We start from the raw sequence: 20,841 nt of genomic DNA, 5'->3' as shown, positions 1-20,841 counted from the left end.
GCCGCTGCTGCTGCCCATGCAGGTGTCGTTGCTGGTCGTGAGGTTGGGGCCGTTCACGCTGGGAACGTTCTTCATGGTGTAGGTGCCCGTGTACTCCACGATGTTCTTGGAAGTCCCGGACACCGTGCTGTTCAGATTCTGGGTTGTCGTTCCGTTCGTTGTAATGTTCTGATCGGAAGTCGAGGTGGACCTGCTGTCCATTGTGGACACCGACCGACTCTCCGCAGGAGCCGCAACCGGATTGACAATGGTGACCGACTGATTTTGCTGGGCCCCCACGGATGAGGAGCTGGAGGAGCTTTGCGCGCTGCTGTCGGCACTTTGCGCATAGCTGCACAAAGGAACGCAAAGACTTAACAGAGCTATTGAGAGTTTCATGCTTGGCTCCTATGTCGCCCGAGCCTGGCTGGCCAGGCCCGGGACAATCACGACTATCTTGGAACAGCTGCCTTAGTTGGCGTTGGCGGTAGAGCCTGCACCAGCAGTGCCGGAAGTGCCACCACCGTTGGAGAGGTAGCCGGCATTACCCCATGCCCCGGCGTTCTGATGGACGGTACCCACAGAGCCCGCGTTCGAGGTCGTATTGGTCAGAGCGCCCCAAGGTGAGGAAACGGCTCCCGATGTGGCGTTGTAGCCAGATGTGGTGCCCGCGTTGTTGTTGATATAAGCCAGACCGCCGCCAGGGCCGGCGCCAGTTGCAGCGACATTCGCGGTCTGCGAAGAAGCTCCACCGAAGGCTGTGCCGCTCACCGGGCCGGCGCTGTAGCCAGCTGCAGCACCCGAGCCTGCATTGGCATTGGTTGCAGCCACGCCGCCTGCAACACCGTTGCCGGTGGTTGCGGAAAGGCTCTTGACGTTGCCGAAGGTAGTTGCGCTACCATCGACAGCTGCCCCACCGACGCCAAAATTGCCTGCGCCGATAGCGCCGCCAGCAGCGTTTGCATTCGAGGTTGCGCCGGAGGTGGCGCTATTCATGCTCAGCGCACTTCCGTTGCCCGAGCTGGCTGCACCCGACAGCGTCGCAGACGATGCACTTGACGTCGTGTTAGTCGCAGCAATGCTTGAGCTGCTCACTGCAGCAGATGCAACACCAGCCAACGCAATAACCGCCATGGCAATCAGAGACTTTTTCATGATCGTTCCTTTGAATAGCGAGTTCTCAGAAAACTGAGAGTGTGTGAGCGAAAGACCATTGCTTGGTATTAAGCAAAGGCCAGTGTTAACCGTCATCATGTTTTGGAGTTTTTAGTTACTTTCCAAAACATGCTTTCGGTTGGAAGCAGTTTCAGAAAACGATGTGTAAACGGTAATACCCTTTTTGAAGGTATTTTTCAAGGAAGAATTTCATTTGAAAGAAATGAGCATATCTATGTGGATATTGCAATCATTGCTATTAAAAACATAGTATTTGGCGATAAATTCTTACAGTGTTAAAAAAAGTAATCTTTATTTCATTTTTATATTATCTCTTGTGTTTCAGAATCAAAGGGTTTCTATCTAATTTCTATCGGTGTGTTGGAATTAATACCCAATTATCAGGTGAAAAATTGTAAGAAAATAAACTTAATTTTTCTTTATGGGATTTCAATGGATTTTTACGGGATGAAATTTTATTTTTCTGGAAATTTTTTAACTTTCCTTTACACCAGATAGGGTGTCACATGTACCTCTCTGACTCATCCAAGGGGCCACGCTTTGATGCAGGCGGCACCGAAGTCACGTCCTCTGTCCTGGGGCATATGTGGCCATCTGACATGAAGGGCCAGAAGAGCCAGCCCGTACGGGTTTTTCTGGTCGACGAGGACAGCCACATCCGGAATGTGATCTCGCAGGAGCTCATGCGTGATCCTCGGACCATCCTGGTAGGGCAAGCTTCTAGCTATCGAGAGGCACGCAAGAGTATCTTTGCGCAGGAGTTCGATGTGCTCCTCATTGATCTCTCTCTCAGCGAAGGACAGGGGGCTGATTTACTGGATTGGGTTCAATTAAGAATGCCCGGTGTGTTGAGCATTGCAATATCTTCCAGTGAAAAAGACGATGTCGCCATGGACGCTTTTAAAAAAGGTGTTGTGGGATATTTGCTGAAGAACTCATGGTTTGGAAGTTATTCGCAGGCCGTGCTGGAAGTGGCCAATGGTGGGGCCTCCATATCTCCAATAGTTGCGAAGAAAATTCTTCCAAAGATATTTCAAACCTCCATTCCTGAAGAAAATCCTCTTGAATATAAAAACTATGAGCCATTGACTGACAGAGAAAAAGAGGTTTTGCGATTGATCGCTCAAGGAAAAAGGACACACGAGATTGGGTCCTACTTGAAAATAAGCACTTTGACTGTATCAACGCATGTGAAGAATATTTACCGAAAAATGCAGGTTAGAACCCGGGCGCAGGCTGTCAGATATGCGGTATTGAAAGGTATCATTTAGATATTCTTGACCGCATGTTTTTTTATTCATGAAAGCGAATTTTTCTTACAGGAATAATTAGAAAAAAATCGGTATTGAAATATTGGGCTTGCTATTTTTTGATAGTGCAATGCCGGATCGCCAGATTTCAGTCGCTTTTGTCTGAAGGTTTTCGTCCGGTGCCGGCCACGCAATCGGTGTTCGCATTGCCATGATCCGGCAGATCTTCCGCTTCATCAGGTTCCTTGGTGCGGCTGGCTGGGAAGCCGCATCTATCGTGCACAGACTGGGCGGGGGGCTTTCCTGGCTCTTGGCTGCTGGTGACTTTGGCATCGCGTCATCTTCTGAACTGGCAGAAATCATGCGCAGGCTCGCGGATCGGATGTCGTGCATCAGCTCGGTGCAGGGCCTGTCCACAACCAGAGCAAGGCAGGCGCCGTGTGATTCCTCGAGGTGCTGGGCATTGAGCAGTCAAGGCGCTGCCGTGGCTTGCGCTCACTAACTTGCTGGCGCGAGGCTTGGCGAATTGGCCTCGAATTGCGTCATGAGCCTGCAGTCATTTTCACGAATGGCCAATTAATCAACCACGATCGCCACAGGGGGAAAAGGAGCCGAGCCGGTAAAAATAAAAAGACGCTAATTCCTTGAGACTTAACGGCTTTTAGTATGTGGTGCCCGGGGCCGGAATCGAACCGGCACGCCTTGCGGCGGGGGATTTTGAGTCCCGCGAAGAATTGAGGATTCATGCGGCCTGCGGGCCGATGTGTTCCGGATTTTTTGGAGCACTTCTCTATAGGCAGAGGAGGCAAAACCGGAACACTTTTAGCCCACTGGTTTCAGCCTCCGGACGCCGCCGTAATGGCGTTCTGTCAGGCGCTCGTCGCTGTGCTGCAGCAGCTTGGATGCCTCTTCCAGGCTGCCCGCTTTCTGGGCGGCGCGCTTGCGCATGTCCCTCAGATAGAGCTTCCTGATTGCCTCGGCCAACTCGGCCTCACCGCGCTCGCTGGCCTTCTCCGCGGCCGCGCCCCGGGCTTTGTCCCATCCATAGCGAAGCGCTTGGGATGACACTGGCTGACCGTCCGCCGTGGAGAGCAGCATCAGGTGATCGGCTCCAAGGGCTTTGCGCCTGCGCACCAGGTCGGGGAGTACTGTCGACAGGTTCAAGTCCCACTCCGCCTCCTTGCCGGTCTTGCTGGCCTCCAGCGTGAGCAGGTTACCGCGAGGCATCAGAACGGTGATGCAGTCCGTAAGGCGCATGCCCGTGGCGGATCCAAGATCCATGCAATCCTTGATGTGCTGAGCTGCCTCGGCGTAAATCGCCGCGAACACATCGTCCCGAACCTTGATCTTTCGTGCCTTTTCCTTGTTCTTCCACTTGCTACGCTCCATCCCGGCCGCCGGCCAGGGCAGTGAGGTCAGGCCTTCACCGCGCGCCCAGTTCCAGATGAGCGAGAGCAGGGACATCTCCCGGTTGCCCTGGGTTTTTGCCGTACGCTTCGTCAGGTAGCCCTTGATTACCGGCAAGCTCACCTGGTCCCAGGTGGCATCAGCAAAGACAGGGCGCATCATCCTGAGGTTCTTGGCGTAGCCTTTTTTCGTCTCTTCGCTCTTGTAGGTAGGGAGCACCTTTGATTCCCAGCCGGCGAATGCCTCCTCCAGCGTGCCGGTGATGCGCGCACTGTGAGTGCCGTTCTCCGTAATGTCTTTCCATTGAGCGATTGCTTTATCGAAGTCGGTGCCAAGGGGAATTTCCCCGTTTCCTTCTGTCGATGCGTCATAGAAGTAATACACCACGACCTTGCCGCTTTTGCGGCGGCGCGTCCTGGTGCGCAGTCGTGGATAGGCCCCAGTCATCGGACAGCTCCTAAGTTAATCCCGCGCGAAGGCGTGAAAACCACTCCAGTCAGCCACGCCCTGGCATGAGCGCGGGAAACAAGAATACGCCTGCCGAGGCGTTTATGAGGGATTCCCTCTTTCTTCAGGAATGCCTCTTGCTGGTCCAGCTTTCCAGCTGATGCCATGCGCTTTATTTCTTGTGGCAACAGGAATTCACCAGTTTGCTCCATGGCGGCCTCCATTAAAAATGGCCCTTGCGGGCCGGCGGTTAGGTTTCAAAGGTTCGAGCAGAAGGCGGGCAGCCTGGATATAGGCATCCCAAAGCGGAAGACCGTCGGTGCACCGCTCCTGCTGCCCTCCGGATAAGCCGGCAGCGCAGCAGGTAGGGCAGTTGAAGTGGTGGGCTATGTAGGCCTTGTCTTCTGGCAGGCCCACGGTGCTGGCGCTGGTTGCCATGAGGTCTCCCAAAAAGCAGAACCCCGCTCAGTGGCGGGGCTCGGGGTGGTTGATAGGTTCGCGCCATCTGTCGCGCTTGTCGCCTCGGTCACGGGCTCGCTTGCTCATGGTCCACCCACCATCAGTGCGTGGAATGCGAGGCTTATCAGCCTGCGCCCCTTCTTTGTGGGCAGCCCGTGAACGCCGATGAGGCGCAGTTCTCGCATGATGGTTGTGATGGTGTGACCGCAGTGGTAGCCGGATGCCTTCTTCAGAACTGCAACATGCAGTTCTTGGCGGTGATCCGCGCTGCCAAAATTCGTGCCAGCGAAAGCCTTGGCCAACTCGTCATCGCCGATTACCGGGCGAGTGTCCAGTGCGGCAACTTTCAGTGGCTTGCGCTTCTGCTGGGTCTCCAGCTCTGCGATGCGATCCAGCAGCCCAATGACCAGCTCAGGGCTGGCCGCTTGGCACCAGGCCTCATTGGCCTTGGCCGAGTTGCTGTCACGCCAGTGGGTGTAGATGTGCTCGCCTCCCTTGTCAGCAGCTGCAGCCAGTGCCCGCAGATCGGGCTGAGGCTGGTAGTGCTCGTCCACGAGGTAATGCGTTGGGGTCGAGCCAACTGGGCGCTCGGATGTCATGCTTGGCCTTTCTGCGCCTGAGCGCGCTTGAATCCTGCTTCTGTCAGTCCGCGCCAGTAGTCCACCACCATAGGGAAAGGCGTGATGAATCCACGACTATCCCAAAACAGCTTCTTGATGAAAGACGGGGCGCTACTCGTAAACCAGACAATGCATTCATACTCACCATGGCGAACAGGCGGCAAGGTCCTATCTATCCATGGCGTGTGCCCAGCTTTGCGCCTTGGAAGGCGCTTGTACTTTCGCCCCATCACTCGGCCCCTTGTGTCTGCTGGGCTGCCAGCACAGTTTCAATCTCGACACCGTGATGCATGGCGCGCAGCGTCAGAGCGCCGCCAAAGCGCGCATGCAGATCTGCAGCAATGTCCTCTTGGTAGCCCTGGCGATGAAGGGCGCACGCGATCTTGATGTGCTCCACCAGCACCTTGTCCTTGTGCTGTAGAGCCAGGCTGTAGACGATCTGCTCGCCATTGGCTGGGCAAGCAGCCACGAATGTGTAGCGGTAGGTGTTCAAAGCAGCATTCCTTGTTCTACTTCCGGCTCTGCCGGTAAGGGTGCCCAGGTCGCAGGAGCGTTCTGAGATTCGATGCGAGCGCGCATGACGGCTGCTCGAGCTTCTTTGGTCGGCGGGGTGTAAGTGCCGCGCCAAGCCTGGTCGATTCCGATGTTTCGGCCGATGTTCGTGCTGTCCGCGCTGGCGAATGGCAAGCGACTGAACACCTCTGGGTTCAGCATGCGCAGCCCGTGCATTCGAACGCCAGGGCGGCCCTGGTCGTCGCAGACCACGGCCATAGCCTGTGCAATGCGGCCCCACCATGCAGCGCTTCCGACAGTGGCGAACTCACCTGAGCTGCCGATGCACAGGCGGGGCCAGTCGCTGGCCATGCGTTCCAGCCGATCAAGGCTTTCATGCATGTGCCAAACAGGAGCGCCAAAGAACCGGCCAAGCGGCCAATCTGTCAGCAGTGCATCGTTGTCTGCTTCGCTGCCATCGATAACGTCAGGCACCACAGCGAAGTCGCAGGCTGGCACCATCTGTGCATCGGCGGCCCATCCATAGAAGTCGCTCCAGTCTGAGACAGGCTGGCCTTGCTTCCATGCTGTGAATGCTCCGTTATCAATAGCAAACGACTGGCATACAGAAATGGCAAGAGCCAGATTTCGTGGCTCGGAGAAGCTCACAAAGCCATGGCCTGCTTGCAATACCTGGGCTGCTGCTGTCTCTGGCGTGATGGGCAGGCCGTGGTAATGAATCACTCAGGCACCTCCCTGCTGGGCTGTCTGGGCGGCGATGGCGGCGTCAATCACCGAGTCAGCCGCGCCTGCTTTGTAAACGCCAGAAGTGTTTTCCATGGCGTCCGTAATGCAGTAATCACCCAATTGCTGCGTGAGATAGCGATAGCGCTCCGCATCCCGCGCGTCTGCCTGCGCCTGGGGTGCCGCAAGTTCGGCTGTCAGTGCATTGATGCGTGCACCCAGTCGCGGAACGATCTGCTCAAGCTGGTCGATGCGTTCACGGTCTAGGCTGTCATCCATGCGGCCCAGCAGAATCATTGCGTCGTCTGCTTCGGTGCCTGTCCATGTGTAAACAGGCTCCACCGCCAGCGCAGCCGGTGCAGATACTCCGGCCAGCAGGGCGCGCAGCTTGGATTTGATGGATATTTCCAAGGCCTCATATTGAAGTTCCATATCTGACGCAACAGCATCTGCATAGCGCTCCACCAGATCCATCACTTCATTGATGATGACATCAGTCTCAGGCAGCACCACTGGCGCAGCGGCTGCCGGGGTGGCATACGCGCATTCAACCCGCCATTGGCCATCCATCTTGGCTGTCTCAGCAACCAATTCGGCTGCGGGCGCTCCATCGTCCCAATACCGGCCATCAGCGGTCCATTCACCAGTGATCGTATTTTTACGAAGCACCCTATGGGCAACTGGCGCGGCTGCCGGGGTGGCGGCAAGCGTGTCGACAAACATGACAATCCTCTGTCGCGCCATGCCTTGGGAAATCACATTGCCCGATTTCATCTGGCTGAACCAAGCATCTACCAGCTGCATCATTCGCTCGGTGGCAGGTGCCTCCACGGCGGCTGGGGTGGCGGCAAGCGCGGCGCGGGCAAGCCTCCAGCCAACCCATGCGCCTGAATCATGCAGATGCTCATAGCGGTCTTTATCGCGCCGGTTTTCTTCAAGTCGCAGCTGAACGGCTTCCAACGTGTCATCGAGGCCTGCATATTCGATTGCGTGAGCTGCATACGATCGCTCAAATGCCTCGCGCTCATCAGGCACTGCCACGGCTGCGGGCGCTGCCTTGTGAAGCTCTACCCATGCGGCCCATGCCTCCGACTGCCCAGCTTTTGGCATGTGGTCTTCCCACCAGAGTTCAAATCCCTCGGCAGGCGCTTGCTGTGCTGTCTGTGCAGGGGCTGCCTGGGACGTGGCCAAGTTGAAGCCAGCTGCGAATGCCGAGGCAAACGCGCCGCCGACATCCGGAACAATCGAATGCTGCTCGCAGTCTTGCAGGTATGCGCTGAGTGCAGCTGCTCCGGAGGCTGGCACATTGGCTGTCGCGCTCTCCTGCACGGCCTGTGACAATACGCCACTGTAGTGCGCGAGTGGGTTCTTATCTGTCATCTTGGTGGCTCCCTTAGTGGCGGTTGCTGTACATCTGCTTGAGTTGGTCAACCTGCTTTTGGACGGATGCGATGGCCATTTCCTCGTCGAAGCGGGCGAACAACTCATCAGCGGCGCGCTCTGCGGTTTCGTCATCGACCCCGCCAACTGACAGGAAGATGTCGCAGGGCTGCAACTCGTCAATTCCCGGGTCGAAGGTGATGCGCAGGCCTGGCCTGTCGTCATCGTTGGTGCTGCGCTGCACCAGCAACTGGCCCAAGGCGGGGTGCTCGAAAAGCTTTGCGAATGGCTTAGGTGTGCCCATAAGGGTGGCTCCCAGAATGAGAAAAGCCCGCGGCTGCGGGCTGGGGTGTTGGTGGTCAGGCAACTTTTCGGAGCTGGCCTGCTTCGCTGTAGTTCGCGGCCACGATGGCGCGCGAGAGGGGCGGGCAAACGCTGTTACCGCACATGCGGACCTGGGCCGTCTTGGTGATGGCCTCGCCGGCCGCGCCGCGGTCGATGATGTAGCTCTCGGGGAAGCCCTGGGCGCGGTAGAGCTCGCGCGGGGTGAGCATGCGCAGGCCAATGTCCACGATGGCATAGGGCTCGCCATGGACCATGACCAGGCCCATGCGGTCCTTGGTGGGGATCGTGTGCATGGGATCTGCGCAGCTCGCGTCCTGGCCGCCATCGCTGTAGTACTTCACCAGGAAGGCCCGGACTTCGCCCGCGTGGCCGCCGCCCGCTGTCAGCGTCGGGAATGGCTCCTCATGCGACTGGCCGAACTGGTTGTTGCGCAGCTTGACCATGTGGCTGGTGACCAGACCTGCGGTCGCCCCCTGGGCGGTGACGGTGTTGAGCGGTGCGACCACATCGCGGATGCCGTGGCTGAATCGCTTTGTCCCGTCCTTGCCCTCGCCGTGGCCCAGGTGCACCAGGTTGGCTGTGACCAGACCCATGGTGTTGCCAGTGCTGGGTCGGGCAGGCGTGCCGCCGGCGGTCACGGTATGCAGAGGCTCGTCTGCGGCTGAGCCGACACTGCCCACGCGGAACTTGGTTAAGTGAGCAGTTACCAAGCTGTGGTGATCGCTGGTGGTGACTGTGCCAGTGGGGTGATCCAACTCGGTGCCGACCACGCCCGTGTAGTGCTTTGCCAGGAAGGCCTGCACCAGGGCATGCTTGGGGCTACCCACCACGGTGCCCAGCGGCTTGTCCAGGCCGGGCACGCGCGGCGCCTGGCCGGCGCGCTCTCCATAGCCGGTTTGCACCAGTGTCGGCACGGCCAGGGCTTTCTCGCCTCGATTGGCTCCGGTGATCGTCTTGAATGGCTCGCCCAGCGATTCTGTGCGGTCGCCGCCCTGGTGTGTCAGGGACACGATGTACGGCTTTGCAGTCTTCACCACATAGCGGTCGATGCCCTTGGCAATGCGCCGGCAAGTGGCGTCAGCCAGCGGGCGCTCGCGCTCGAAGATGGACGGCGCGGCAATGCTCCAGTCGATGCAATCCGCTGCGGTGCGCCATGGCTTGAATCCCTTGAGAACCTTGCCGCTCTCGTCGGGCTGGGCGTGGGTCGGCCGCGGCCAGGTGATGGGCAGACCATCGCGGCGGGCCACCAGGAATAGACGCTTGCGGATGGTCGGCGCCCCGAAGTCGCAGGCGCGCAGCTCCTTCCATTCGACCTTGTAGCCCAGGTTGCGTAGCTGGCTCACCCAGCGCTGGAAGGTCTGACCCTTGCGCTCGGGGCACGGCCGCGAATCCACGCCAAGAGGCCCCCAGGTCTGGAACTCCTCGACGTTCTCCAGGCAGATGACTCGGGGACGGGTCAGCTTGGCCCACTTGATCACGACCCAGGCCAGGCCGCGAATCTTTTTGCTGACCGGCTTGCCGCCCTTGGCTTTGCTGAAGTGCTTGCAATCCGGGCTGGCCCAGAGCAGGCCGACCGGCTGTCCGTCTGTGACTGCCAGCGGGTCCACCTCAAACACATCGCTGCAGAAGTGGCGCGTTTGCGGATGGTTGGCCGTGTGCAGACTGACAGCTTCGGGGTCGTGGTTGACGGCAATATCGACATGGCGGCCAATGGCCTGCTCGATACCGGTGGAGGCTCCACCGCCGCCGGCAAACAGATCCACGACCAGCTCAGTGTGGACGGGCAGCACAAATTGAGGGGTAAGCATAGGGCTCCAGAAATGACAAAGCCCGCGCAGTGGCGGGCATTTGATTCATTGATTTGGGCACGGGGCCCAGATCATGCAAATCTATGAATAGATGTTCAGTGGCTGGCGCTGGGAAGCTCTCGCGGCACGGTGGTGATGGCCGCCAGTTGGGGCAGCAAGTCGTCTTCCCAGGTGTTGTGCGTCAGCAGTAGCTGAATGGCTTGGGTAGCCAGTGGCAAATTTGGGTGAACGCGCTTGTCTTGAGCCACCAGCACGCCAAGCACCTTTGTGTAGGCGCGCGTTTTCATAATTCCCCAGGTAGCGAACTCGGGGGGCATTCGCTTGTTGAGCAATTCCGTGGCAGCCGCAGTGTGCTCCACCACCTTTTTCTTGTGGGCCTTGGCTTCGAGTTCCAGGCCGTAGGCCTCTTCGGTCAGCGGTTTAGCATTCCGTCGCAGCTCGGCTGCATCCACGCTCAGCTTGGCGGCCTTTGCTTCGCGGCGCAGGCTTGCAGCTTGCTCGCGGAGCTCCTTTGCACGGTTGCGTCGCACCACAAATTTAGCTTGCTGATCAATGGCCAGCAGGCCGGGGTGTGTTTCCTGGGCTGTCATGGTGAACTCCTTAGAACGGGCTTTCGCCTGGTGCGGTGTCTTTTGGCGCGGCCTTCGGGCCGGTCGTGCTGGCGCTGGTAGCCAGCGAGGCGGGCAGGTCGCCCAGGCAGGTGCGGCCTTCGCCGCCCAGCGCTTCGATCAGGTCGGGAATCAGGCGGGAAAGCTCGCCGGTGGCAATGGTCACATCAGTATCAAAGCCGCTGTCGTCCTTGCTGTTGCCGTCCATGACTGCATCCAGCAGCGCGATGTTCTTGATCTGCAGGCCTGCGGTCAGCACAAAGCTCACGCGGTCGTCCCAGGTCATCGCCAGCTTGGTCGGAATCTTGCCGTGCTCTATGTGCTGGCGGACTTCATCAATATCCAGCGGGTGGCGTGCGTAGCGCACCACGGCCTTGGATTCGTCCGCGGCTTTCAGCTCCGTTTCGCGGTCGGCCGAGAAGCCGGCGGGCGGCTCCTGAGTCATCAGCCAGTGCGCCATGGCGGCCTGTGGGCTGGTCTGCGTGTCCAACAGTGCCAGGGCAAAGCCGGGCAGGCCTTCGACCAGCAGCGTCACCACCTCGTCGGCGCGGCCTTGGGCGCTGGTATCGAGCACCAGCGTGCGCGCCTGCGGATCGATCCAGACCCACATGCTGCCCTGCTTGGTGAAGGCCATGGGCAGCAGGTCCAGCTTGGCCTCGTCCTTGAGCTCCTTCTTCTCCTTCTTGCCGGGCTTGCGGCCCTCGGTCTTTTCGATGTGCTCGGCCTTCTCGTTGACCTTGCGGTTCAGCACGCTGGCCGGCAGCACCTTGGACTCGCTTATGAAGCGCATCACCCACTGACCAGCCACGCTTTCCGCCAGCGGGCCATGGGCCTCGCCGCGCGGCGGCACCCAGCCCACAGAGCGCTCCTGCGTGGCGCCGCACTCCTCGAAAACTGTCTTCTGCAGGGCATCCTCCAGCGCCTGCAGATCGCTTTGCCAGCTTTCGGCAATGCGGTAAATGATCATGTTCTTGAACATTCGAGCTCCAAAAATGCGAAACCCGCTTATCAGCGGGCTTTGTCGTTGGCGAGTTCAGGGAAAGGGACTCGCGTGCCGTCTGGGTAGTTCAGCTGGCCATGGGCCCGGCTGGGCAGCTCAAAGGCGCGGAAGCGAGAGTCTGGGATGCCTGGTGTGCGCTGCAGCTCCTTGCCGTCATAGCAATCCGATGGCGGCGTGTAGCGTGTGCGGTCTGGCTGGCGCTGCTGGGCTTCGCGCTCGGCGCGCTCTGCGGGAGAGAGGACTTGCCAGCCACGCACCATGAATTCGCGGCTGGCTTCACTGGGGGATCTGCTCATTGAGTCACTTTCAAGCATTGAACGGTCTTTTCATCCAGCCACTCGGCGTGCATGCCGGGGCAGACGAAGGCATCGCGGGCAGCCATACGGACGGTGCCGGCGGGGGACGGGGGCTCGCTGGGTTCCTCTTCTGCTTGCACAGGCGAGGTAATCCACAGCAGCAACAAGATCACTGAGCAGACGGCGAGCGCGATAGCGGCGAGGCCTTTAATCATGGGTTTCATCCTCTTGGGGGTCTTCATCGCAATGCAGAGCACTACGGTGGATGAGCAGGGAGCGATAGCCAGGGCTGTCGCCGGATGTGTTGCAGTCAATGCGGTGAACGGTGCCGCCTGCCCTGGTGCGGCTGGTGATGGCAAAGGCAGGAAGCCCGGGCAAGTGCTCCAGGCCGGGGATGGGCTTCTCGCTGAGCAGTGGCGTGTGGCCGTTCTGCTTTGCCATGCGGGCGGCGATCTTTGGGGATACGCCAATCGCCTGACCCAGCCGCGCGGCGGTTGCTCCGGAGCCGAAGACTCTCAAGAATTCAAAGGGATCCTGAAAACGCATCGAAATAACCTCTACCGCCCATGCCACAAGCGCAAGCAGCTATCAAAATTGAGTCGATCGCACTCACATGGGCCAGGCATCGGGGGTCTGGGCGATCACCACGGCCGCGCCGATCAGGCAGAAGAGGCCGAAGAGGGTCAGCGCCCACTGAAGGGCAATCAGTAGCTTTGTTCCAGGGCCGGGGCGATCAGGAGCAGGGCGGCTATCAGCAGCACGAGGGCGATGGTGGAGATGCGCGGCCATTTCACAGGCCTCCCTTCTCGCGCAGGCGTTGCACGAGGTCTTCATCAACTGGGTAAGTAGTGCTTGTCATTTGAGGCGTCAGTCGGTGAAGGGGTCGGCAAGGGTGATGGGTTCGACAGGTGTGAGCAGGTCGCGCTTGCATTTGCCTTTCATGCGCCACTTGTGAGCGATGTGCTCAAACCGCGAACCGAAGTCGCTTCGCCCGTACATGAGGTTGAGGTGTTCGTGCACTTCTCGCCTTATGCGAGCGTCGAACTTCATGAGCACCAAGGCCATCTGCAGGTGCCTATCGTCAAGTACGCGCAGATCGGTCAGATCAAACTGGAAGCGGTGGCCGTTGTAGAAGCTCAGCAGCATCCCGGCTGCGGCGCGGGCGCCGCCATGGCTGTGGCCATCAGCCAAGATGAAGAAGTAGGCAAGGATGCGCAGAGGATCCTGCTCGGGTGAAGACGTGGACATGGAGTCTCCTGTTGTGGGCAAAGAAAAAGCCCGCGAGCGATTGCTGCGGGCTTGAATAAAGAGCCGGTGACCTTTCGGGTCTGCCTGGGGAATGGTTCAGAGAGGGAGGGAGGAGATAGTCCCCAGACCCGGCGGAAAAGTTAGATGGCGCAGCTTCCTTCTGCCCGATGAGGGTCAGGCAGAAGAAATGCGCACTTGGGTTAATAAAAGGTGCTGCGCCATCTGACGTGACCACTGTCGCCACGGCGCAAGCGCCGTGCTCCTAACTGACAGCAGCTCAGGCGAATTCCTGTGCTGCCGTACCTGCTCGAGCAGTCACGCCAGATAGCCCCCGCTACTTTCCCGGGGTGTTCATGATGGGCACCTAAGACTGGTGCATTTAGCCTCTTGCAGTATTCCAGCCGGGCCTTGCAGGCCTGGTTTGTAAGAACCGGAGAGCCTACCCCCGGCACCATCAAGAAAAAGAGCGGATCACCGGGCTTTCGGTCTGTCGGTGGCGGTATCTCGGATTACCAAACTCCACACCCGGTTTCAGTTTTTCAGTGCCGCGCTCTTTCTTGATGGCCCCGCTTAGCCCTGCGGGGGAGGGCGCATGCAAGCCGCATGCTGGCCAATCACTCACATTTCAATCTCCATCAGGCAGTCGCCGGTTGCAGAAGCCCGTGCTGGCGGCAGTAGGCCATCTCTTCGTCGTAGTCAGAATCCTCCAGCACCAGCGTGCCGTCAGGACCATAAATGTCTCGCTTCGGGGAACCCATGGCGCGCTCCGTGCGCTCCACTCGGTAGCCGTGCCGTGCCCAGCATCCGTTGGGGCTGTTGGGGTTGGGAGGCGTATGGGTGGTGTTGACTGCTTCCATAGTTTTGAAGTCCATTGGTAGTGGGGCGTCCCTATGCATTCAGCAGGTGCGCCTTGATGAAGGGCCCGAAAAATGGGTTGTCGCCTTTTTTGTATTCCAGGCGGATGCGGTCGCCAGGGTGGAAGCCACTGGGCGGCGCAATATGAGCATCCACACGGACGTCAAACCCCATGTCTCCACTGCGCACAGTCAGGCTCCAGGCCCCGCTGACGAATTGCTCGGCACACTGCACAGTGGCGCCCAGGAAAGAAGTCTGCAGGGTGGCTGTCACTGTCTCTTCTTGCTTTGTGGCGGGAATCTTGGTGTCCGCCTTCTTGGGCGGCTCAGCCCACGCGAGGGTTTCGTCGGCGCCGTCGCTGTTGCGCAGTGGGCGCAGTTCGCAATCCCTGTAGACAACAGAGCGCCCATCACCTGGGCTGTTTCGGCGTCCACCGAAATCAAATGTCGAAAGAGGGCGTCCAACCCAGTCGGCGGGAATTGAATAAGCGCCGGCCTGGGCTCGAGCAATGATCTCGAGCAGGCAGCCGTTGTTGTTGGGGTAGTCAAGATCGTTGACCACGATGGCCAGATCACCAAGACGACAGTTCATGGCATTCCTTGATTTAACTGTTTATTTATACAGTATTCTTAAGCGAATTGGGTCTCTAGGTCAACTCAAACGGAAGCCCTGCAAGCAAGGCTTTGGTTTGAACCCCGGATGCGCTCCGGGCGGCGGCGCTTGCGCGCTGGGCGTTTTTGCTCTCGGCCTCCCTGAATGCCTCACCGCCGTATAGAACCCAGCGGATGGATTTCGCGAGGCCTTTCGATGTTCCTGTTGCCGATCCCATCCGGGGGCAGAGCAGTACTGACTAGAGCGACCGACGACCTTTTGTATCCCGCTGCCGCCCGCGGTGCCCTGTGTTTACCCAGCCGTGCGGCTGCATGAACCTTGGTGCTGGCTCGATCACTTGGCACCCATCGCCAGCAACACGGTGATTGCAGCGACGGATGAATTTAAACATGGTGTTCTGAGCATGTCAACACCGTGTTTGAACATTGTGTTTTGTTGCGGGCATGAAAAAGCCCGCCGAAGCGGGCTGGTGTCAAGGTGGTAAGGCTTAGAAGACCATGGCGTCGGGTCCAACACAGCCCGCCACTCGGTCGACGCACTCGATGTCCTCTTTGCTGATCGTCATTGGCTCGTAACCGTTGTTGATGCTCACGAACTGCATTTCATCGCCTCGAGTCCAGTTGAACTGCTTGAGCAAGCACTTTCCGTCAATCAGCTTGACGACCACGTCACGACCTGACTGCGCCTCAATGCTGGGAGTCACAACTACATACTCTCCAGCGCGGTAGCGAGGATGCATGGAGTCCCCTTTGATGCGCAAAGCGTATGCCCGAGGGTCGCCAGTCCAGTATTCCACCCAGCCCTCAGTGCCGTTGTCTTGAACTAGATAGCCATCAGGTCCGCCGCGGACACTTCCTGTGACTGGGACGCGCCGAGATTTTTTAAGTTCAAGCGCTGGCTCAACGTTAGAAGGTTCGGTTGTTATTGAGTCTGTTGTCATTGGTCCGGTGCCTTGTCGTAACCACTTCACGCTGATTCCCCGCTCTGCAGCGGCCACAAGGCCGTCGCTGGAGGGGCCTCGAGACTCCCAGTTTTTTGCGGTCTGGGAGTTGGCTAGCCCCAAAAATTGGGAGACGTCCGTAGGCCCGATGTCGGACTTACCGGTGATATGGGCTACGGCCTGGTAAATGCGTTCGGTTACTGGATGCATAACAGTGATTTTTAAACTAATTGTTTAAACATGCTGTTGCGATAGTGGCGAACATGGTGTTTAATCGCTGGTATGAATGCACCAGCTACTGAACTGATCAATCGTCTTGGTGGAAGCACCGCTGTTGCCAATCGACTCGGCTGGCGCTCACTCAATGGATCTCGTCGCGTCAACAACTGGAAGCGCCGAGGAATTCCCCCGGCCGTGCAGTTGCACTACGACTGGCTCCGCCCACCCGCCGATCTGAACCAGCCATCCACCCAAGAAAAGGAGGTGGGCGGCCATGACTGACACCACCAAGCGCATAGCGCGACTCGGTCACCTGTCCAACGCTCAAAAAGAAGCTCTTGGGGCCGTGCTCAATGCGCTGCAGGGGCTTCCCCCGGACGACGCCCAGGAGGTGCTGGATCACGCCATTGCCCATCTGGCCGGGGACGAGCACACGCCCATGTTTGCCCGTGGCATTGCTGGTCCTTTGGGCAAGCTGGATCACGAATTGAAGACGAAGGTCGATGAAGTGACCTTCCACCGTTTCCGCAGGAGCTGCGCTCTGATGGAGATAGACACTTCCGCGCGCATCCGCGATGCCATCTATGTGCTGGAGTGGAAGAAGCCCTACTGGCAAATGGTTGCGGAAAAGCGGAGTCATGAAGCGGAGCATAGCCAGGGACTGCAGGCACTGGTAGGCCACGCTCAGGCCCCCGAATTCGGAGGGCATGGCCGATGAGTCTGAATTCGACACTTTCCCCGGTGGCGGTACCGCTGACCATGAGCAGCCGCGAGATTGCGGAGCTGACCGGCAAGGATCACTTTCATGTGATGCGCGACCTGCGCGCCATGCATGGACAGCTGGGGACTATGTTCGGGGGGTCTATCCATCCTTGGATACACCCCCAGAACGGGCAGACATACGACGAGTACCTGCTGGACAAGGACACCAGCCTGACCCTGCTGCTGGGCTACGACCCGGTGGCACGCATGAAGGTGGTCAAGCGCTGGCAGGAGCTTGAGGCCCAGCAGGCAGCGCCAGCACAGCTGACGCGCATGGACATTCTCAAGCTGGCCATGGCATCAGAGCAGGCTCGCATCGAGGCTGAGGCACAGCTGGCGCTGGCCGCGCCTAAGTTGGAGTTTGTGGAGCGCTACGTGCAGCCTGGCACCGGCAGCATGGGTGTGCGTGAGGTGTGCAAAGTCCTTGGCGCCAAGCTGAACGAGTTCACCGACTTCTTGCTGAAGCGCGGGCTGATGTACCGCACCACGCCACAAGGACCGCTCACGCCGCGCGCAGAGCACATGCACAACGGCCGCTTTGAGGCCAAGACGGGCAGAGCAGAGCACGGCGAGACTTCGCACGCCTTCGTTCACTACAAGTTCACCCCAAAGGGGGTGGAGTGGATTGCGGGCCTGTGGGGCACGCACAAGGTTAAAGCGGCACAGACAGGAGGTGCCGCATGAGCACGATCATCATGGCCGCCTGCTGGCCCTTGCAGGGCATGAGCCCGAGCCAGAAGGCTGTCCTCATTTCTCTGGCTGACCAAGCGAACGACGATGGCGTGTGCTGGCCTGCAGTCGGGACCATCGCCGCACGTACCTGCCTGTCCGAGCGCGCTGTGCGCGATGCCTTGGCCTGGCTGCAAGCGGCTGGCGCTGTGTTCCGCGAGTACCGCCACAACACCAGTACCAGCTACACCGTCTGCCCCAAGCGCTTTGACCCGGCCAAGGCTCCGGCGGAGAGTAAGCGCACCACCAAGCGCAAAACCGATGTGGCGGCAAATGCCGCCCCCCCTGCGGCTGCCGCCCCGGGTGCAGATGCCGCCCCCCCGGCAAATGCCGCAGTACCCCCGGCAAATGCCGCCCCAGCCCCGGCAGATGCCGCAGGTCTGGAGGGGCAAATGCCGCCCCCAAATCATCAGTTGAACCGTCACTTAACCGCCAATGAACCATCCCCGCCTGCTTCGCAGCCGGGCCGCGTCGGGGCAGGGCAACCTGAAAACACCGAAGAAACCGCACTGCAGGCCGCTTGCCGGGAAACCTGGGCTGCCTACAGCCTCGCGTTTGAGCAGCGCTATGGGGTCAAGCCCGTTCGCAACGCTCCGGTGAATGCCAACGTCAAAGCGCTGGTCAAGCGCCTTGGTCATGAGGAAGCGCCGTTGGTGGCCGCGTGGTACGTGTCGAACGTGAACGAGGCCTTTGTGGTGAAGAACTCCCACGGCATGGGCGTGCTGGTCAACCAGGCCGAGGGTTACCGCACCCAGTGGGCACGTGGTCAGGCCGTGACTGCGACGGCGGCGCAGGCTGCGGACAAGAGCAGCGCCAACTTTGACGCTATCGAGGAAGCCAAGCGCCTGACGCGTCAGCGCAAGGAGGGTGGCAATGCTTAACGAGCATGACACCGACTGGCTGCTTGAGGAGCTGGGCGCAACCATGGAGCTGTCTGGGCAGCAGATCCGCCCGGCCGCGCTTGCGCTGCTGGCCTCCGACCTCTCTCACATCGATAAGTCACTACTGCGCATGGCCCTCGCCCGTATCCGCGCCGAGCACAAGGGGCAGATCCTGACCGGCACAGTGCTGCAGTACGTGGACCATGCCATGGGCCGGCTGCTGCCGGCGGAGGCCTATGCCTTGGCACTGTCCAGCTCGGATGACAGCGCCACCATCGTGTGGACGAACGAGATTGCCGATGCCTGGGCCGTGGCCGCGCCGCTGCTGCGTGCTGGCGACAAATTCGGCGCCCGCCAAGCTTTCATTGAGGCATACGGCCGCATTACCGGTGAGGCCCGCGCCCTGCGCCAGCATCCTGTCGTGCAGGTGAGCCTGGGCCATGACCCCGAGGGGCGCACCCGCGCTTTGCAGGAGGCCATGACTGCCGGCCGTCTGCCAGGTGGTCTGGAGGCATTGACTGAGGATGTGCGCCACCAGCTGCAACTGCCTGCACCACGCGCTGCGCTGGCGCTGCCAGCCCCTGAGAGCGCACCAACAGGAGCAGAACGCACCGCGCTGCAGCAGTTGGCCAAGCTGCGCGACCACTTTGCTCGCAAGGCCGGCCGCTTCACCCATGCCCAAGTCCTGGCCAGGGCAGACCGCATGCGCCTGAACCAAGAGAAGCGCAAGGCAGCCGCCGCTGTGCAGGCCTACCAGCAGGGGAGCAGGTGATGAATGCCAAACGATCTACCACCACACTATCTAAAAGCCAGGGACCATCTCGTGCAGCTGGCAATGACGCCGGGATGGTGGCACTACTCAAGGCGCAGGGCTACGGAGTTGGAAGAGGAATCCGTGACACATGGTCACGGGCTGTGGCCGGGAATGCGGGAAGCGGTGCGGGCCGAGCTCAAGCGCCTGGGGTTCAAGCCGCAACCAAGCGATCTGGAGCCGGTGGAGCCAAGTACGGCAACAAAAAGACGGTCACCCCCGATGGGGTGAAGTTCGACAGCAGGGCCGAGGCACGCCGCTGGGGGCATCTGTGCATGCAGCTGCGCGCTGGGGAAATCAGCGATCTGCGCCGCCAGGTGGCCTACGAACTGGTGCCGGCCGTGAAGTTTGCCGATGCTAGCCGCGTCAAGCCAGCCATCCGCTATGTGGCCGATTTCGTCTACGTGGAGAAGGGCGCGGAGGTGATCGAGGACGTGAAGGGCGTGCTGACCACTGAGTTCAAGCTCAAGCGCCACCTGATGAAGGCTCTGCTGGGCCTGGAAGTGAGGTTGGTCAAATGATCCAGCCTTTGAACCCCGCCTTCTTTGGCAAGGTCGTGCCGCTGGCCGGCCAGCGCAAGCCACCCAGCCAATCCACGATCACCCGTCTGCTGAAGCCGCACCTGGACCGAATGAGTGATGGCCGCTACATGCACCGCGTCACCATGGAAAACCGCTGCGGCAACCCCATCGAAGTGGGCTCCCGCCGCATCTACGTGATGGACGAGTACGGCGATACCGTGCTGGTCGACGACTGGGGGCCCTCATGGTATTGATGCGCCGTAGCCCCTTCAAGCCCGGCAAGGGCTTCAAGTCTCGTGGCAGCTGGGCTGGCGCTGGGCACCGTGATGACCAGGATGAGGGTCACTACTACGAGCCCGGCCAGGCTGACAGCCGAGAGCAGCGCCTTGCCGAGCGCGCCGCCCGTCAGATCGAGAGCGCCCTTGCAACTGCCGACTTGGTGCCCCAGAACGTGACCATGGCTCCCGGGCCGGGCACGACAGGCATAGCCGTGCAGAAAGAGAATGCCATCGAGAGCGAGCCCTACCGCCGCCTGGTGGCCGAGCTGCCGTGCTTTTGGTGCGGCATCAGCGGCTACAGCCAGCATGCCCACCTGAATTACGGCAAAGGCCTGGGCCTGAAGACCGATGACCGCACCGGCTTCCCGCTGTGCTGCAGCCGCCCTGGCATTGAGGGCTGCCATGTGGCCTATGACAACTACCGGCTGCTGGAAACCGGCGGCCGCAAGGCCCACCGTGAGTACGGCATCGAGGCCGGCCGCTTCACCCGCGAGCAAATCCTGAAAGCTGGGCTCTGGCCCAAGAAGCTGCCGCTGTGGCAGGAATCCCCAAGACAAACAAACTGATGGCCAACTCTCCCCATATCTATAAGCGCTTCATTCTCCCGTCCGGAAAGGTTGTGGAGGTCCGCCGCATCGAGCAGGGCGCCAATCCCGAGGCCGTTGTCCGCGAAGTGAACGAGAACGATCAACTTGCGCCGCGTGAGGACACACTGACGCTGCGCTTTCTCCTGGCCCATTGCAAAAAGGCGCTCTGATGAATCAATCCCAATCCAATACCAACTGGCCAGACGGCACCCCTCGCAGCCAGGGCAATGCATTTGATGTGCTGTATCGCTCTAAAGGTAACTGCCCGGAGCCGGTGGCGCGTCGCAAGGCCGGCGCAAAGCATGGCAAAGCGCTGCCGTTCAGCTTGCCTGGCACCCGCGTTCGCTCACGTTAATGGGACCCAAGATGCCAGAGCAGAAATTTTCA

30 protein-coding genes and 1 pseudogene are annotated in these 20,841 nt (G+C 59.7%); 11 read left to right on the top strand and 20 right to left on the bottom strand.

Translation table 11 applies throughout. The features are described 5' to 3' along the window. Both F3J24_RS18050 and F3J24_RS24850 read right to left on the bottom strand, forming a co-directional pair. Window positions 1–378, bottom strand: a pseudogene (locus tag F3J24_RS18050) (hypothetical protein); the annotation flags it as partial. A 72-nt stretch (window positions 379–450) separates the two neighbouring features. Then, window positions 451–1,074: a hypothetical protein gene (locus F3J24_RS24850; protein ID WP_370527744.1), complete on the bottom strand. Its 624-nt coding sequence runs from the start codon at window positions 1,072–1,074 to the stop codon at window positions 451–453. Between F3J24_RS24850 and F3J24_RS25180 the strand changes: the two genes are divergently transcribed. Continuing rightward, entirely contained in the window at window positions 992–1,171 is a 180-nt protein-coding gene (locus F3J24_RS25180; protein WP_370527743.1) for a hypothetical protein, read from the top strand. The two genes, F3J24_RS24850 and F3J24_RS25180, sit on opposite strands and share 83 nt — an antisense overlap. Window positions 1,172–1,661: 490 nt before the next feature. Next, the gene (locus F3J24_RS18035) at window positions 1,662–2,426 is read left to right on the top strand and encodes a response regulator transcription factor (protein WP_167009320.1); all 765 of its coding nucleotides are present in this window, start codon (window positions 1,662–1,664) and stop codon (window positions 2,424–2,426) included. Between the two features lie 801 nt (window positions 2,427–3,227). Here F3J24_RS18035 and F3J24_RS18030 read toward each other — a convergent pair. The 18 genes from F3J24_RS18030 to F3J24_RS24975 form a co-directional block, all read right to left on the bottom strand. Then, complete coding sequence (locus F3J24_RS18030; RefSeq protein WP_240154361.1) at window positions 3,228–4,259, bottom strand: integrase; 1,032 nt, start codon at window positions 4,257–4,259, stop codon at window positions 3,228–3,230. Next, complete coding sequence (locus tag F3J24_RS18025) at window positions 4,256–4,471, bottom strand: hypothetical protein (RefSeq protein WP_167009318.1); 216 nt, start codon at window positions 4,469–4,471, stop codon at window positions 4,256–4,258. Before F3J24_RS18025 ends, F3J24_RS18030 begins: the two co-directional genes overlap by 4 nt. 330 nt (window positions 4,472–4,801) lie before the next feature. After that, the gene (locus tag F3J24_RS24845) at window positions 4,802–5,317 is read right to left on the bottom strand and encodes a hypothetical protein (RefSeq protein WP_205244833.1); all 516 of its coding nucleotides are present in this window, start codon (window positions 5,315–5,317) and stop codon (window positions 4,802–4,804) included. Between the two features lie 250 nt (window positions 5,318–5,567). Beyond that, a complete protein-coding gene (locus F3J24_RS18015; protein WP_167009315.1) occupies window positions 5,568–5,831 on the bottom strand; it encodes a hypothetical protein in 264 nt (87 codons plus the stop codon). Then, window positions 5,828–6,574, bottom strand: coding sequence for a hypothetical protein (locus tag F3J24_RS18010; protein WP_167009313.1), 747 nt, complete (start codon window positions 6,572–6,574; stop codon window positions 5,828–5,830). The genes F3J24_RS18015 and F3J24_RS18010 overlap by 4 nt, the downstream gene beginning before the upstream one ends. Then, the gene (locus F3J24_RS18005) at window positions 6,575–7,954 is read right to left on the bottom strand and encodes a hypothetical protein (RefSeq protein WP_167009311.1); all 1,380 of its coding nucleotides are present in this window, start codon (window positions 7,952–7,954) and stop codon (window positions 6,575–6,577) included. Between the two features lie 13 nt (window positions 7,955–7,967). Beyond that, a complete protein-coding gene (locus tag F3J24_RS18000) occupies window positions 7,968–8,258 on the bottom strand; it encodes a hypothetical protein (protein ID WP_167009309.1) in 291 nt (96 codons plus the stop codon). Between the two features lie 55 nt (window positions 8,259–8,313). Next, window positions 8,314–10,107 carry a DNA cytosine methyltransferase gene (locus F3J24_RS17995; protein WP_167009307.1) on the bottom strand — a complete coding sequence of 598 codons (1,794 nt, stop codon included), beginning with the start codon at window positions 10,105–10,107 and terminating at the stop codon, window positions 8,314–8,316. 95 nt (window positions 10,108–10,202) lie between these two features. Beyond that, window positions 10,203–10,697 carry a hypothetical protein gene (locus F3J24_RS17990; RefSeq protein ID WP_167009305.1) on the bottom strand — a complete coding sequence of 165 codons (495 nt, stop codon included), beginning with the start codon at window positions 10,695–10,697 and terminating at the stop codon, window positions 10,203–10,205. 10 nt (window positions 10,698–10,707) lie between these two features. Then, entirely contained in the window at window positions 10,708–11,694 is a 987-nt protein-coding gene (locus F3J24_RS17985) for a recombination-associated protein RdgC (RefSeq protein WP_167009303.1), read from the bottom strand. Window positions 11,695–11,723: 29 nt separating this feature from the next. Beyond that, window positions 11,724–12,011, bottom strand: coding sequence for a hypothetical protein (locus tag F3J24_RS24840; protein WP_205244832.1), 288 nt, complete (start codon window positions 12,009–12,011; stop codon window positions 11,724–11,726). Beyond that, the gene (locus F3J24_RS17975) at window positions 12,008–12,226 is read right to left on the bottom strand and encodes a hypothetical protein (RefSeq protein ID WP_167009301.1); all 219 of its coding nucleotides are present in this window, start codon (window positions 12,224–12,226) and stop codon (window positions 12,008–12,010) included. Before F3J24_RS17975 ends, F3J24_RS24840 begins: the two co-directional genes overlap by 4 nt. After that, window positions 12,219–12,452, bottom strand: coding sequence for a hypothetical protein (locus F3J24_RS17970; protein WP_167009299.1), 234 nt, complete (start codon window positions 12,450–12,452; stop codon window positions 12,219–12,221). Before F3J24_RS17970 ends, F3J24_RS17975 begins: the two co-directional genes overlap by 8 nt. A gap of 168 nt (window positions 12,453–12,620) precedes the next feature. After that, entirely contained in the window at window positions 12,621–12,800 is a 180-nt protein-coding gene (locus tag F3J24_RS17965; RefSeq protein WP_034397379.1) for a hypothetical protein, read from the bottom strand. Between the two features lie 78 nt (window positions 12,801–12,878). Then, entirely contained in the window at window positions 12,879–13,259 is a 381-nt protein-coding gene (locus F3J24_RS17960) for a hypothetical protein (RefSeq protein ID WP_167009296.1), read from the bottom strand. Between the two features lie 635 nt (window positions 13,260–13,894). Further along, window positions 13,895–14,131: a hypothetical protein gene (locus F3J24_RS17955; protein WP_240154360.1), complete on the bottom strand. Its 237-nt coding sequence runs from the start codon at window positions 14,129–14,131 to the stop codon at window positions 13,895–13,897. Window positions 14,132–14,147: 16 nt separating this feature from the next. Continuing rightward, entirely contained in the window at window positions 14,148–14,705 is a 558-nt protein-coding gene (locus tag F3J24_RS17950; protein ID WP_167009293.1) for a hypothetical protein, read from the bottom strand. Between the two features lie 508 nt (window positions 14,706–15,213). Beyond that, window positions 15,214–15,666 carry a S24 family peptidase gene (locus F3J24_RS24975; RefSeq protein WP_240154376.1) on the bottom strand — a complete coding sequence of 151 codons (453 nt, stop codon included), beginning with the start codon at window positions 15,664–15,666 and terminating at the stop codon, window positions 15,214–15,216. 493 nt (window positions 15,667–16,159) lie between these two features. Between F3J24_RS24975 and F3J24_RS17935 the strand changes: the two genes are divergently transcribed. Genes F3J24_RS17935 through F3J24_RS17895 form a run of 9 tightly spaced genes read left to right on the top strand, consistent with a single transcriptional unit; the run spans window position 16,160 to window position 20,809 of the window. Beyond that, window positions 16,160–16,603, top strand: a complete 444-nt coding sequence (locus F3J24_RS17935) for a hypothetical protein (protein ID WP_167009290.1) — start codon at window positions 16,160–16,162, stop codon at window positions 16,601–16,603. After that, window positions 16,600–17,331: a phage regulatory protein/antirepressor Ant gene (locus F3J24_RS17930; protein WP_167009287.1), complete on the top strand. Its 732-nt coding sequence runs from the start codon at window positions 16,600–16,602 to the stop codon at window positions 17,329–17,331. The genes F3J24_RS17935 and F3J24_RS17930 overlap by 4 nt, the downstream gene beginning before the upstream one ends. Continuing rightward, window positions 17,328–18,257: a helix-turn-helix domain-containing protein gene (locus tag F3J24_RS17925; RefSeq protein ID WP_167009284.1), complete on the top strand. Its 930-nt coding sequence runs from the start codon at window positions 17,328–17,330 to the stop codon at window positions 18,255–18,257. Before F3J24_RS17930 ends, F3J24_RS17925 begins: the two co-directional genes overlap by 4 nt. Beyond that, the gene (locus tag F3J24_RS17920; RefSeq protein WP_167009280.1) at window positions 18,250–19,029 is read left to right on the top strand and encodes a hypothetical protein; all 780 of its coding nucleotides are present in this window, start codon (window positions 18,250–18,252) and stop codon (window positions 19,027–19,029) included. The genes F3J24_RS17925 and F3J24_RS17920 overlap by 8 nt, the downstream gene beginning before the upstream one ends. After that, the gene (locus F3J24_RS24970) at window positions 19,029–19,589 is read left to right on the top strand and encodes a DUF1064 domain-containing protein (RefSeq protein ID WP_370527742.1); all 561 of its coding nucleotides are present in this window, start codon (window positions 19,029–19,031) and stop codon (window positions 19,587–19,589) included. The genes F3J24_RS17920 and F3J24_RS24970 overlap by 1 nt, the downstream gene beginning before the upstream one ends. Then, on the top strand, window positions 19,586–19,843 hold the full coding sequence (locus tag F3J24_RS17910) for a hypothetical protein (RefSeq protein ID WP_167009274.1): 258 nt from the start codon (window positions 19,586–19,588) through the stop codon (window positions 19,841–19,843). The genes F3J24_RS24970 and F3J24_RS17910 overlap by 4 nt, the downstream gene beginning before the upstream one ends. Continuing rightward, window positions 19,834–20,433 (top strand): hypothetical protein, encoded by a 600-nt coding sequence (locus F3J24_RS17905; RefSeq protein WP_167009271.1) that lies wholly within the window; start codon window positions 19,834–19,836, stop codon window positions 20,431–20,433. Before F3J24_RS17910 ends, F3J24_RS17905 begins: the two co-directional genes overlap by 10 nt. Beyond that, a complete protein-coding gene (locus F3J24_RS17900; RefSeq protein ID WP_167009268.1) occupies window positions 20,433–20,624 on the top strand; it encodes a hypothetical protein in 192 nt (63 codons plus the stop codon). The genes F3J24_RS17905 and F3J24_RS17900 overlap by 1 nt, the downstream gene beginning before the upstream one ends. After that, a complete protein-coding gene (locus F3J24_RS17895) occupies window positions 20,624–20,809 on the top strand; it encodes a hypothetical protein (RefSeq protein ID WP_167009266.1) in 186 nt (61 codons plus the stop codon). The genes F3J24_RS17900 and F3J24_RS17895 overlap by 1 nt, the downstream gene beginning before the upstream one ends. Window positions 20,810–20,841 lie beyond the last annotated feature (32 nt).

This window comes from Comamonas sp. Tr-654 (genome assembly GCF_011752915.1).
Lineage (GTDB): Bacteria > Pseudomonadota > Gammaproteobacteria > Burkholderiales > Burkholderiaceae_C > Comamonas.
This window is presented reverse-complemented; position numbering and strand designations above follow the sequence as displayed.